This window comes from Curtobacterium sp. MCPF17_018 (assembly GCF_003234135.1).
In the GTDB taxonomy this organism is placed as follows: domain Bacteria; phylum Actinomycetota; class Actinomycetes; order Actinomycetales; family Microbacteriaceae; genus Curtobacterium; species Curtobacterium flaccumfaciens.
Window position 1 is genome coordinate 91728 of sequence record NZ_QKSJ01000011.1, and the last position, 13218, is coordinate 104945.

A 13218-nucleotide genomic window follows, 5' to 3' on the forward strand; every position below is an offset into this window, starting at 1 on the left:
GAGAGGCTAACCTAAGTTCGCGGCACTCGCCAGCACGTCTTCGGTTTTCGTCGAGACCGTGTGCTCGGTCGGGGCACTCGGGACCGTGTGCTCGGTCGGGGCACTCGGGACGGGGTCGTGCTCGTCCGCCTCGGGCACGATCATCGGTGCACCGGTCACCGGGTCGGGGAACACCCGGGCGTGCAGGCCGAACGCGTGCTCGAGCAGTGCCGGGGTGAGGACGTCGTGGGGTGTGCCGTCGGCGACGACCCCGCCGTCGTGCAGCACCACGAGCCGGTCCGAGTACCGCGCCGCGAGCGACAGGTCGTGCAGCACCATCACGATCGTCGAACCCTGCTCGCGGTTCAGCCGCCGGACGAGCCGCAGCACCTCGAGCTGGTGCGCGAGGTCCAGGTAGGTCGTCGGCTCGTCGAGCAGGAGTGTCTGGGCCTGCTGCGCGACGACCATGGCGATCCAGGCGCGCTGACGCTGCCCGCCGGACAGGCTCGTGACGTCACGGTGTGCGACCTCGGTCAGACCGGTGGCGGCGATGGCCGCTTCGGCGACGGCCGCGTCCTCGGCGGTCCACGGCTTCGCCCACGACTGGTGCGGGTTCCGGCCGCGCATCACCAGGTCGAGCACGCTGGTGCCCGCGGGGGCGACGGGGGACTGCGGCAGGATCGCGAGCTTGCGGGCCACCTGGCGGTTCGGCTCCCTGCGGATCGGGGTGCCGTCGAGCAGGACCTCGCCGGCCTGCGGCTTGAGCACGCGGCCGAACGCCTTGAGCAGCGTCGACTTGCCGCAGCCGTTCGCACCGAGGAACGTCGTGACGGTGCCGCGTTCGATGCGCAGGTCCAGGTCCCGCAGCACGGGGTGGCGGTCGTAGCCGACGGACAGGCCCGTGGCTTCGAGGACGGGGGTGTCGTGCTGGTGCTGGTGCTGGTGCTGGTGCTGGTGCTCGTGCTGGTGCTGGTGCTCGTGCTGGTTCTGGTGCGGTGCTGTCATCGGGACATCTCCTTGCGGTGACGGACGAGGAGCCAGATCAGGTACGGCGCCCCGATCACGGTGGTGATGATGCCGACCGGCACCTGCCACGGGAACGCGGAACGGGACAGCAGGTCGGCGGCGAGCACGAGCACGGCGCCGAGGGCACCGGCGAGCAGCAGCGGCGGCCGGTTCGTGCCGGCGAGCCGGAGCCCGACCTGCGGCACGACGAACGCGACGAAGCCGACCGGCCCCGCGGCGGCCACGGCGGCGGCGGTCAGCACGACCGCGAGCGCGATGACGAGCAGCCGGTGCCGCTGGACGCCGAGTCCGACGCCCGTCGCGACCTCGTCGCCGAGCTGCCCGATGCCGAGCGCCGCACTCGTCGCCAGTGCGATCGGCACCGCGACGGCGGCCACCACGAGCAGCGGCCAGACGCTCTCCCACGAGGTGCTCGACAGGCTGCCGACGAGCCACTGCGACGCCGCGGTGGCGACGGTGATCTTCGCGCGGACGAGCAGGTAGCTGGTCACGGCGTCGAGCGTCGCGCTCACGCCGATGCCGACCAGCACGAGCCGGTAGCTCTGCACGCCGCCGCGCCAGCCCAGGCCGTACACCAGGACCGCAGCGACCAGGGCGCCGATCGTCGCGGCCACCGGGATCCCGCCCCCGAGCACCAGGGACGACACCGAGTACGTCCCGCCGCCGAGGACGATGGCCGCGACCGCACCGACGCTCGCGCCCGCGGTGACACCGATGATGTCCGGGGTGCCGAGTGGGTTGCGGGTGAAGGTCTGGGTGAGCGCGCCGGCGACCCCGAGCGTCAGGCCGACGAGTGCGCCGGTGAGCACGCGGGGCAGGCGCAGGGTGGTGATGATGAAGGCGTCCGGCCCGGACTCCAGGCCGAGCAGGGACCGGATGACGACCCCGGGAGCGATCCACGTCGAGCCGACCGCCGTCCCGATCACGATGAGCACCAGGACGGTGGCGAGCGATCCGACGGTGTACCAGAACACCCGCGGGCGCCAGGCGAGGCCGACGGGGCCGATGCGGATGCCGGCGCGGCCGGGGGTGTGGGCGGCGGGGGCGGGCGTGCCCGGCGTGATGGTCTCGGGCGTGCTGCCGGGCGTGCTGCCGGGCGTGCTCCCGGTGCTGCGCACCGCTGCCCCGCTCACAGCGACACCAGCGATCGGCGACGGGCCACGGCGACGAACACGGGGCCACCGATGACGGCGAGCACGATGCCGACCTCGACCTCGGAGAACCCGCCGATCAGGCGACCGATGACGTCGGCGAGCAGCACGAGGGCGGCGCCGACCAGGCCGGAGACCGGCAGGGTCCAGCGGTGTCCGGTGCCGACGAGCGCGCGGGCGACGTGCGGCACGGTCAGGCCGACGAAGCCGATCGGGCCGGCAGCAGCGGTCGCCCCGGCGGCGAGCAGCGTGATCCCGCCCAGGCCGACGAGCCGGGCGACGAGCACGTTCTCGCCGAGCCCCTTCGCCAGCTCGGACCCGAGCCCGAGGGCGTCGAGGGCGCGGACGTTCAGCACCGCGAGCACGAGCCCGGCGGCCAGGAACGGCCATACCGCCCCGAGGATGTCGAGCTGGCGTGCGGCGAGCGACCCGACGACCCAGAGCCGGTACGCGTCGAGCGAGGCCTGGTCGGTCAGCACGACGAAGGAGGTCAGGGCGGCGAGCAGCGCCGAGACCGCGGCCCCGGCGAGGGCGAGCGGAACCGGACTGGCCGTGCCGCTGCCGGCGATGGTCACCGAGAAGACGACGACGCTGGCGACCAGGGCCCCGACCAGGGCGAACCAGACGGTCGCGCTCGTGCTCGTCACCCCGAACACGTAGACGCCGAGCACCACCGCGAGCCCCGCTCCCGACGAGACGCCGAACAGGCCTGGGTCGGCGAGCGGGTTGCGGGTGTGTCCCTGCATGAGCAGCCCGGCGATGCCGAGAGCCGCACCGACCGCAGCACCGATCAGCGTGCGCGGGATGCGGGAGCCCCAGACGATCGCCTCGTCGGTGCTCGACCCGGAGCGTGTGAGCCCCGCCCACACCTCGGCGACACCGATGCGGTTGCTGCCGAGCAGCATGCTGGCCACGGCGACGAGCACCAGGGCGACGACGAGTCCGACGATCACCGCGGTGCGCCGCCGCATCGCGGTCCGGTGGACGCCGACGGCGCGCGACGCATCGCCGTCTCGGGCGCTGGACGCGACGGGTTCGGGGGCCTCCGGACCGGAAGCCAGAACGGGATTGGGGGCTGGCACGGAAGTCATCTTAGGTTAGCCTTGCCTCATGGCGAAGACCCCGCGGCTCCTGCCGACGAACCCCCGGCTCTTCCGCGCCCGTGTCCTCCGGACCCAGCGGGTGACCCCCTCGATGCAGCGCGTCACCGTCACCGGGGACGACCTGCACGAGTTCGGTTACCTCGGCTTCGACCACTGGTTCCGCCTGTTCGTCCGACGCCCCGACCAGGACGCCTTCCGGATGCCCGACCTGGACGGCAAGAAGTGGTGGCCGACGTTCCTCGGCATCCCCGAGGACATCCGCCCCCACTGCGCGAACTACACCGTCGCCGCGTACCGCCTGCTCGCCGACGGCACCGCCGAGCTCGACATCGACTTCGTCGTGCACCTGGACCACCGCGGCGAGCTCGAGGGCCGCGCCGCGATCTGGGCATGCGCCGCACGTCCCGGCGAGGAGCTCGCGATGCTCGACCAGGGCTGCATCTTCGATGTCCCCGCCGGCACCAGCGAGGTCGTCGTCGCCGCCGAGGAGACCGGCCTACCCGGCGTCGTCGGCATCGCCGCCTCGTTGCCGCGTGACACCGTCGGCCGCATCATCCAAGAGGTCCCGACCGCCGCCGACATCCGCGACCTCGACGCCCCCGCCGGCGTGCAGGTGACCTGGATCGTCCGGCAGCCGGGCACCGTCCCGGGCAGTGGCGCCCTCGCCGAGCTGCAGCGGCACGTGCCGTCCGACGACCAGGGTTACGCGTTCGTCGTGGGGGAGTCGCGACTCGCAACGGAGGGCCGCCGCCACCTGCACCGTGCGGGCCTGCCCAAGTCGCGCATCACGTTCTCCGGGTTCTGGAAGCACGATACGAAGGTCTCCGTCCCCGCCTGACCCGCGCGGTGCCTGGTGCTTTCGCGCGTACCGCCCCCGGAACTTCCGCCCCGGTACGCCCGTTTTGCCCAGGTATGCCCGCTTCGGCCAGGTACGCCCGGTCCTTCCCCTAGCGCGCGTGGTGCCTGGTGCTTCCGGGCGTACCGCTACAGAACTTCTGCCCAGGTACGCCCGTTCTGCCCAGGTATGCCCGGTTCCGCCAGGTCCGCCCGGTTCCGCTAGGTACGCCCGGTCCTTCCCCTGGCGGGCGCGATGCCTGGTGCTTTCGGGCGTACCGCCACAAAACTTCCGCCCAGGTATGCCCGATTCCGCCAGGTACGCCCGACTCCGCCAGGTACGCCCGATCCTTCCCCCCCCTGACCCGCGCGATGCCTGGTGCTTCCGGGCGTACCGCTCCAGAACTTCCGCCCAGGTACGCCCGAAAGCACCAGGTGCGCCGCGCACGCGACGCGACCAACGGACGGACGGGAGGCCCGGTGCCAGCTGGCACCGGGCCTCCCGTCCGTGGTGGGGTGGCGTCAGCCCTTGAGGCCCGAGCCCGTCACGCCCTCCACGATCTGCCGCTGGAAGATCAGGTAGAGGATGATCAGCGGCAGCGCCGCGAGGATCGCACCGGCCTGGATGTCGGCGTAGCGCTGACCGAAGCTGCCCTGGACCGTGGCGAGCCCGACCGGGATCGTCATGAGGTCAGGGTTGGACAGCACGAACAGCGGCAGCAGCAGGTTGTTCCACACCCCGACGAAGGTCAGGATCGTCACGGCCGCGATCACCGGACGCGACAGCGGCAGGATGACCGACCAGTAGACCTTCCAGATGCCGGCGCCGTCGATGCGCGCCGCCTCTTCCAGCTCCTTCGGGATGCCGTCGAAGAACTGCTTGAAGATGAACACCGCGATCACGGCTGGCACCTGCGGGAAGATCACCGACCAGTAGGTGTTGAGCAGGCCGACCGCGTTGAGCTCCTGGAAGATCGGGATGATCAGCACCTGCGTCGGGATCATGATCCCGAGGATGATGAGCAGGAACGCGATGTTGCGGCCGCGGAACACCAGTCGCGACAGCGCGAACGCCGCCATCGACGCGAACAGCACGGTGAGTGCCGCCGTGACGACGCTCGTGATGGCGCTGGCGAGGTACCAGTTCCAGATGTCGCCCGCCTGGAACAGCGACGAGTAGGAGTGCAGCGTCGGGTTCCAGTTCGACAGGATCGCGTTCGCGCCGAGGGCGGCGACGCCGTTTTCCGACAGCGACGTCTTCAGGGCGAACACGCTCGGGATGAGCCAGATGATCGCGAAGATCGTCAGGACGATCCCCGACGCGATCGTGAAGCCACGACCGCTGACGCCGATCTTCGCGGCGCTCGTGGGAGCGGCCGAGGAGACGCCGGTGCGGAGTTTGCGGCCGGTGGTGGTGATGCTCTCGGTGGCGGTCATGTCAGGCCCCGATCTCTCGCTTGGCGGCAGCGCGCTCGACGAGCTGCCGGATGACCGCGATCGCCACGATCACGATGAACAGGAGGACCGACGCGGCCGATGCGGCACCGAGTCGGTTGTCGGTGAAGCCGACGCCGGTGATGAGCTGCAGCGAGACCTGGGTCGAGATGCCCGGCCCGCCGTTCGTCATCAGGTAGACCTGGTCGAAGATCTTCAGGCTCGCGATGATCTGAAGCAGGACGACCAGCGTCGTGGTGCGGCCGAGCAGGGGGAGCGTGATCGACTTGATCTGCTGCCAGTTCGACGCACCGTCGACGGCGGCGGCCTCGTACAGTTCGCGCGGGATCTCCTGCAGGCCGGCCAGGTAGAGCACGAAGTTGAAGCCGAGGGTCCACCACACGGTGGCGATCGCGACACCGATCATGGCCGTGTTCGGGCTCGACAGCATGCCGGAGCCGGGCGTCATGCCGATCGCCGACTGCAGGCTCGCCCACAGACCGGTGCTCGGCGTGAAGATGAACACCCAGATCAGCGAGATCGTCGCCGACGGCAGGATGAACGGCAGGAAGAACGCCAGGCGGAAGAACCACTGCCCGCGGTTCATCCGGTTCGTCAGCACGGCGAACACGAACGCCAGGATGACGAGCGGCGGGGTCGTGTACAGCGTGAACTGCAGCGTGTGCCAGAGCGACGACCAGAAGTCGCTGCGCCCGAGCATCTCGGCGTAGTTCGCGAACCCGGCGAAGCTGCCGAGCCCGGTGCGGACGGTCGAGGTGTTGAAGAAGCTCGTGACGATCATCCAGATCGTCGGGCCGAGCAGGAAGGCCACGTAGAACAGGCCGAACGGGGCGAGGAACAGCCAGCCGCTGCGGCCCTGGCCGCGGTTCACGCTGGAGCCGTAGGAGCGGTTCCGGCGGAGACGCGGCGCGGTGGCCGCGTCGGTCGGCCGGTCGAGGACAGGTGCTGTGGTCACGTCATCGTGCCTTTCGCGCGGTGTTCACGGCGATCGCGGTGGTCGTCTGCCCGGAGTGGTCCTGCCGGGCGGTCGCGTGCCGGGTCACAGGGGGCTCGGGGTGTTGAGGTAGGTCGCGAGCTGCGACTTGATGGCGCGCAGTGCCTGCGCGGGGGACGAGCTGCCCTGCTGCACGAGGGCGAGCTGAGCGCCCACCGTGCCCTCGAACGTCGAGCCGGATCCGCCGTACCAGGCGGCGTCGTCGAACACGGCGGTCTCGGCTGCGGCCGCGTAGTTCGACTGCGGCGTGAGCTTCTTGTACGCGGAGCTGTCGAACGTCGGGATGTAGGCCGGCACGTGCCCACCCTCGGCCCAGGTCAGGCTCTGCTCGAGCATCTGCTTGATGAAGAGCATGTGCTGCTTGCGCTGCTCCGGCGTGCGGGCCTTCTTGGGCAGGACGAACGTGTGCGAGTCCGCCTGGGTCGCCGGCTTGTCGTAGAGCTGCGGGATCGGCGCCATGCCGAAGTTCAGGCCCTTGATCGACTGCGCGGTGCTGATCTCCCACTCGCCCTGCATGAAGAAGCCGGCCTTGCCGTCGAACATGAGCGACTGCGCGGTGGCGTAGTCGAGGGCCTTGTTCAGCCAGCCCTCCTTCACCCACTTCTGGGTGCGGCTCGTGACCTCGTTGTAGGCGTCCTCGTTGACGGTGAGCTTCGAGCCGCCGTCGCTGATGAACGGGGTGGCGTCCTTCAGCTGGTTGTACATCGTCCAGAAGAAGCGCCACGGGGTGGCCGTCTCCGGCACCACGTTTGCGACGTTGAGCGCCGTGCCGCCGGTGACCTTGGCCACCGCGGCGAGGGCCTTCTCGAAGTTGTCCATGCCGTTGAGGTCGACGAGGTTGCCGTCACCGTCGATCAGGCCGGCCTTCTTGCAGACGTCGACGTTGTAGAACAGGACGAAGGGGTGGGTGTCGAGCGGGACCGCGATGTTGTTGCCGTCCGTCTTCTGCGCCGCCCAGGCCTTCTGGTTGAAGTCGGCGGCGCTCAGGCCGACGCTCGCCAGGTCGTCGGACGTGATCGGGTCGAGCAGGTCACCGTCCCAGAGCGGCTTCGCGCGGGTCAGGTGCGCGACCGCGACGTCCGGCGGCTTGTTCCCGACGGTCGCCAGTGTCAGCTTCGAGTAGTACGGGTTGCCCCACGCGAACGTGGTGCCCTGCAGCGCGCTCGAACCGCCGTGCTGCTTCGCGTAGCCGTCCTCCATGGACTGCATGCGGACGCCGTCGCCGCCGCCGAACAGGTTCCAGAAGACGAGCGTCTCGGGGTTGAGGGCGCTGCCGGCGAGACCGGCGGCGAGGGGGCTGGAACAGGCGGCGAGCGGCAGGACCGTCGCGGCCGCTGCACCGGCGGCGAGGAAGCCCCGGCGCGACAGGCGCGACGCGGGTGTTGCGGGTGGGATCGGCATGGCATCACTCCATCGGGATGGGCCGGGCTCGGGAACAGGGTCGGTGCTCCCGCCGGAGCATCGCTGCTCCGGACCCGGAGCACTGCTGCTCCGGACACGGAACGACCTTCCGGTGCTCCGTGAGCGCTCACATTAGCGCTCGCTCCCGGCATCCGCCACCCCTTTCGCGACGGCGCGGAACCCGGTAGCGTTTCCGGCAGGTGAGCGCTCACTTTCGTGACGGCCCGCTTCGGTTCCCGAAGTGTCCTCCGCCCAGCACGCCACCCTGCTCACCGCACGAACCGCACTGCCACGATCGAAGGAGATCCATGCCCCGCACACACCTCGTCCTCGACGCCGCGTTCACCGTGGGGCCGGTGCGACGTCGCCTGTTCGGCGGGTTCGTCGAGCACCTCGGCCGCCACGTCTACGACGGCATCCACGAGCCCACCCACGAGACCGCCGACGAGCACGGCTTCCGCGGGGACGTCGTCGAACTCGTCAAGGAACTCGGCGTCTCCGCGATCCGCTACCCCGGTGGCAACTTCGTCTCCGGCTACAAGTGGGAGGACGGCGTCGGCCCCGTCGAGCAGCGCCCCCGCCGCCTCGACCTCGCCTGGCACTCGACCGAGACGAACGAGGTCGGCCTGCACGAGTTCCAGCACTGGCTCGACCAGGTCGGTTCGGAGCTCATGCTCGCCGTGAACCTCGGGACCCGCGGCACGCAAGAGGCCATCGAGCTCCTGGAGTACGCCAACATCGACGCCGGCACCGCACTGTCCGAGTACCGTCGTTCGAACGGTCGCCAGGAACCCTTCGCCATCAAGATGTGGTGCCTCGGCAACGAGATGGACGGCCCGTGGCAGCTCGGCCACAAGAACGCCGACGACTACGGCAAGCTCGCCGCCATGACCGCCAAGGCCATGCGCCAGATCCAGCCCGACCTCGAGCTCGTCGCCTGCGGTTCCTCCGGCGCATCGATGCCGACGTTCGGCGAGTGGGAGCGCACCGTCCTCGAGCACACCTACGACGACGTGGACTACATCTCCGCGCACGCCTACTACGAGGAGGACGACGACCTGCCGTCGTTCCTCGCCTCGGGCGTCAACATGGACCACTTCATCAAGACGGTCACCACGGCCGCCGACCACGTCCAGGCGCAGAAGAAGTCCGACAAGCGCATCGACATCTCGTTCGACGAGTGGAACGTCTGGTCGATCAAGAAGTGGGAAGCGAAGGCCAAGACCTTCACGCTCGACGAGTGGCCGGTCGCCCCGCGTCTGCTCGAGGACGTCTACACCGTCGCCGACGCCGTCGTCGTGGGTGGCCTGCTCATCTCGCTGCTCCGCCACGCCGACCGTGTCGCTTCGGCCTCGCTCGCCCAGCTCGTCAACGTGATCGGCCCGATCATGACCGAGCCCGGTGGCCCGGCCTGGCGCCAGACGACGTTCTTCCCGTTCTCGGTCACCTCGCGCCTGGCGCAGGGCACCTCGCTGCAGGTCAAGGCCTCCGGTGACACGGTCGACGGCGGCAAGCACGGTGAGGTCCCGGTCGTGGACTCCGCCGCCACCGTCTCCGAGGACGGCAAGGCCGCGGTCTTCCTGGTCAACCGCCACCCGTCCGAGCCGACCACGGTGACGATCGACCTCGCCGGCATCGGTGCGACGGGCGACGTCCACGCCGAGGGCGTCTGGGACGACGACCTGCACGCCGTGAACGACCTGGAGAACACCTCGCGCGTGGGACTCCGCACGAACGAGTCGGTCCGCCGCGAGGGCGACACGGTCACGATCGAGCTCCCGCCGGTCTCCTGGACCGCCGTCTCGATCGGCTGACAAGACGCCTCGGCGCACGCCACGGCGGGCGTCGAGTGAGCACAGAGGACGTCGGGCGCTCGCGCCCGACGTCCTCTGCTCGTTGCGCGGGTGCGGCGGGCGCGAGTTCACGGGGTGGGCGACACCTCACGGGGTGACGGGCGCGTGGACTGTCGCTGGGCCCGAAACGTGGCCCGCGCGGCGGCCGGGAGGCCCGTGGTGGCCTGGCACCGGGCCTCCCGGCCGGCGTGCGGTCGCGGCCACGGGCCGAATCTCGTCTGGGCGGACGGGATGCGGCACGCGCACGGCACAGTCCGTCCGCGTGGCCGAGTCTCGGCGCGGCCGTCAGCGCGCCGGCGGCGCCGCCGTGCTCGCGCGCTCGACGAGCCGCACCGGCACCAGGTCGGCCGCCACGCTGACCCGTTCGCCGTCGATCTGGGCGAGCAGGTTCGCCACCGCTCGGCGGCCGACCTCGTCGAAGGACTGGTGCACGGTGGTCAGCGGCGGCCAGAACGAGTCGGACTCGGGGGAGTCGTCGAACCCCACCACGCTGAGCGACGACGGCACCGGGCGACCGGACTCGTGTGCGGCGCGCAGGACCCCGAGGGCGGTCTGGTCGTTCGCGGCGAACACCGCGGTGATCTCCGGCCGTGCGGCGATCTCGAGCCCGGCCTCGTACCCGTGCTCGGTCGTCCAGCCGCCGCGGAACACCGGGGGCACCTGGCGTCCGGCGCGTTCGAGGGTGTCCTGCCATGCGGCGAGGCGACGGGCTGCCGAGTACGACGACTCCGGGCCGGCGACGTGCCAGACGGTCTCGTGCCCCAGGTCGAGCAGGTGCTGCGTGGCCTGCCGGGCGCCGTCGGCCTGGTCGGTGTCGATCGCGGGGTGGTCGGTGCTGCCCGTGGAATCGATGATGACCATGGGCACGCCGTCGGGCAGCACGACCTCGGCGGTGTCGATGATGTGCGACTCGATGATGATCACGACGCCGTCGACGGCCTGTTCGTGCAGGCGCGAGAAGGCCGACCGGACACCGGCCTCGGTACGCGAGGCCATGGGCAGCAGGGTGATCGTGAAGTCGGCGACGCCGGCGGCGTCGGCGATCGCCTCGAGCGTGCGCATGTTGCCGAAGGAAGCGAGCGTGAACATGATCACGCCGATGGTGCGGAAGCGGCCGGAGCGCAGGGCGCGGGCGGCACGGTTGGGCCGGTAGCCGAGGGACTCCATCGCGCGCTGGACGCGGTCGCGGGTCTCCGGGCTGACGTTGTCGAAGCCCCGGGCGACGCGCGAGACCGTCTGCATCGACACCCCGGCGGCGTCGGCCACGGCGGCCATCGAGGGTGCGCGGCGGGTGCCGGCGGGGGACTCCATCGTCACGCTGGCGCTCCTTCCGGATCGAGGTGGCCGAGCGGTCGGCCTCCCCGGACGCTAGCGCATGTTGACGTTGCCATGCTATCGTCGCGTCGTTCGATGTTGACGTCAACATCGGTGACCGCCCGGACACCCTGATCCGGCCCGGGCCGAGCCGCCGACATCGACCACCCGAACGCAGCAGACGAAGGAGTCACATGAGCACGCTCGCAGCGCGCCCCGGTGAGGCAGCACCGCGCCCCACCGCCGAGCGCCCCGCCGGCCGCCGCCCAAAGCCGCGGGGACGGTTCACCGGATGGCTGTTCGTCGGCCCGTTCGTCGTCGTCCTGGTCCTGATGCTCATCGTGCCGATCGGCTACGCGCTCTGGCTCAGCCTGTTCCGCGACCAGCTCATCGGCGGCAACCAGTTCGTCTGGTTCGCCAACTACGTGCAGCTCTTCCAGGACGCCAAGTTCTGGTCCGGGTTCGGTCGGGTCGCGATCTTCCTGGTCGTCCAGGTGCCGATCATGCTCGGCCTCGCGCTCGTCGCCGCCCTGGCCCTGGACAGCGCCCGACTGTGGGGGACGAGCTTCTTCCGCATCGCGGTGTTCCTGCCCTACGCCGTCCCCGGGGTCGTCGCGGCTCTGATCTGGGGCTTCATCTACGGCAACCAGTTCGGTCTGACGGGCGCCGCGAACGACGCGCTCGGCATCGACCTGCTGCAGCCGTTCAGCCCGAGCTGGGTCCTGACGTCGATCGGCAACGTGGTCACGTGGGAGTTCCTCGGCTACAACATGCTGATCTTCTACGCCGCACTCCGCACCGTCCCCGGTGAGCTGTACGAGGCGGCCGAGCTCGACGGTGCCGGCCCGATGCGCACGGTCTTCTCGATCAAGCTCCCGGCGCTCCGCGGCCCGATGGTCATCGCCACGATCTTCTCGATCATCGGCAGCTTCCAGCTCTTCAACGAGCCGAACCTGCTCAAGACGCTCGCCCCGAACGTCATCGGCAGCGCCTTCACCCCGAACATGTACGCCTACTCGCTGTCCTTCAGCGGACAGCAGTTCAACTACTCCGCCACGGTCGCGATCGTGATGGGCGTGATCACCGCGGTGATCGCCTACGTCGTCCAGGTCCGCGGCACCCGCGAGGAGAACCGATGAGCACCATCCAGCACCCCGCCGGGCCCGCAGCGGCCACGGTGACCGAGGCGACCACGACGCAACGTGCGCCGCGCACCCGCTCGATCCGGGCCTCCAGGAAGGCGGAGCAGCACGTCGACGGACGCAAGCCGAAGCGTTCCGGCCTGCTCACCGCGGTCATGGTCGTCTTCGTCGTGTACTCGTTCGCGCCGCTGTTCTACCTGCTCGTGAACAGCACGAAGACGCAGGCGTCGCTGCTCTCCACGTTCGGTCTGTGGTTCGGCGGGGACTTCAACCTCTGGCAGAACATCGTCGACACGCTGACGTACAACGACGGCATCTTCCTGCAGTGGTTCGGCAACACGCTGCTCTACGTCGTCGTCGGTGCCGGCGGGGCCACCCTGCTCGCCACCGTCGCGGGCTACGGCATGGCGAAGTTCCAGTTCCCCGGTCGCCGCGCGGTCTTCGCCGTCGTCCTCGGCGCCATCGCGGTCCCCGGCACGGCCCTGGCGGTCCCGACCTTCCTGCTCTTCTCGCAGGTCGGCCTGACCAACACCCCGTGGGCGATCATCCTGCCCTCGCTGATCAGCCCGTTCGGCATGTACCTGATCTGGACGTACGCGGTCAACGCGATCCCGGCAGAACTGCTCGAGGCCGCCCGCATGGACGGCGCCGGTGAGTTCCGGATCTTCTTCACCATCGCGCTCCGCCTGCTCGCGCCCGGTGTCGTCACCGTCCTGCTGTTCGCGGTCGTCGCCACCTGGAACAACTACTTCCTGCCGCTCATCATGCTGAGCGACCCGAAGTGGTACCCGCTGACGGTCGGCCTGAACCAGTGGAACGCGCAGGCCACCGGGTCCGGCGCGCAGCCGATCTACAACCTCGTCGTCACGGGATCGCTCCTCACGATCATCCCGATCGTGGTCGCGTTCCTCTTCCTCCAGCGCTTCTGGCAGTCCGGCCTCGCGGCCGGGTCGGTCAAGGCCTGAC

At 70.2% G+C, this 13218-nt stretch carries 11 protein-coding genes; 4 read left to right on the forward strand and 7 right to left on the reverse strand.

The window, feature by feature from the left end:
• Window positions 1-6: 6 nt before the first annotated feature.
• From DEJ27_RS13680 to DEJ27_RS13690, 3 genes are read right to left on the reverse strand one after another with little or no spacing between them, the layout of a single operon-like run.
• On the reverse strand, window positions 7-984 hold the full coding sequence (locus DEJ27_RS13680; protein WP_111091188.1) for an ABC transporter ATP-binding protein: 978 nt from the start codon (window positions 982-984) through the stop codon (window positions 7-9).
• Window positions 981-2123, reverse strand: a complete 1143-nt coding sequence (locus tag DEJ27_RS13685) for an iron chelate uptake ABC transporter family permease subunit (RefSeq protein WP_110862600.1) — start codon at window positions 2121-2123, stop codon at window positions 981-983. The genes DEJ27_RS13680 and DEJ27_RS13685 overlap by 4 nt, the downstream gene beginning before the upstream one ends.
• A gap of 11 nt (window positions 2124-2134) precedes the next feature.
• Complete coding sequence (locus DEJ27_RS13690; RefSeq protein WP_258369991.1) at window positions 2135-3238, reverse strand: iron ABC transporter permease; 1104 nt, start codon at window positions 3236-3238, stop codon at window positions 2135-2137.
• Window positions 3239-3266: 28 nt separating this feature from the next.
• On the opposite strand from DEJ27_RS13690, the gene DEJ27_RS13695 reads away from it, so the two are divergent.
• The gene (locus DEJ27_RS13695) at window positions 3267-4097 is read left to right on the forward strand and encodes a siderophore-interacting protein (protein ID WP_110862598.1); all 831 of its coding nucleotides are present in this window, start codon (window positions 3267-3269) and stop codon (window positions 4095-4097) included.
• A gap of 518 nt (window positions 4098-4615) precedes the next feature.
• Here DEJ27_RS13695 and DEJ27_RS13700 read toward each other — a convergent pair.
• From DEJ27_RS13700 to DEJ27_RS13710, 3 genes are all read right to left on the reverse strand, one after another.
• Entirely contained in the window at window positions 4616-5530 is a 915-nt protein-coding gene (locus tag DEJ27_RS13700; protein ID WP_110862597.1) for a carbohydrate ABC transporter permease, read from the reverse strand.
• A 1-nt stretch (window position 5531) separates the two neighbouring features.
• Window positions 5532-6503 (reverse strand): carbohydrate ABC transporter permease, encoded by a 972-nt coding sequence (locus tag DEJ27_RS13705; RefSeq protein WP_110862596.1) that lies wholly within the window; start codon window positions 6501-6503, stop codon window positions 5532-5534.
• Between the two features lie 84 nt (window positions 6504-6587).
• Entirely contained in the window at window positions 6588-7943 is a 1356-nt protein-coding gene (locus tag DEJ27_RS13710; RefSeq protein WP_110862595.1) for an extracellular solute-binding protein, read from the reverse strand.
• A gap of 308 nt (window positions 7944-8251) precedes the next feature.
• Between DEJ27_RS13710 and DEJ27_RS13715 the strand changes: the two genes are divergently transcribed.
• Window positions 8252-9757 (forward strand): alpha-N-arabinofuranosidase, encoded by a 1506-nt coding sequence (locus tag DEJ27_RS13715; protein ID WP_111091189.1) that lies wholly within the window; start codon window positions 8252-8254, stop codon window positions 9755-9757.
• 324 nt (window positions 9758-10081) lie between these two features.
• Here DEJ27_RS13715 and DEJ27_RS13720 read toward each other — a convergent pair whose 3' ends face one another.
• Complete coding sequence (locus tag DEJ27_RS13720) at window positions 10082-11107, reverse strand: LacI family DNA-binding transcriptional regulator (RefSeq protein WP_181420174.1); 1026 nt, start codon at window positions 11105-11107, stop codon at window positions 10082-10084.
• 197 nt (window positions 11108-11304) lie between these two features.
• Between DEJ27_RS13720 and DEJ27_RS13725 the strand changes: the two genes are divergently transcribed.
• Window positions 11305-12249, forward strand: coding sequence for a carbohydrate ABC transporter permease (locus DEJ27_RS13725; RefSeq protein WP_027466150.1), 945 nt, complete (start codon window positions 11305-11307; stop codon window positions 12247-12249).
• Window positions 12246-13217 (forward strand): carbohydrate ABC transporter permease, encoded by a 972-nt coding sequence (locus DEJ27_RS13730; RefSeq protein WP_220035394.1) that lies wholly within the window; start codon window positions 12246-12248, stop codon window positions 13215-13217. Before DEJ27_RS13725 ends, DEJ27_RS13730 begins: the two co-directional genes overlap by 4 nt.
• Window position 13218 lies beyond the last annotated feature (1 nt).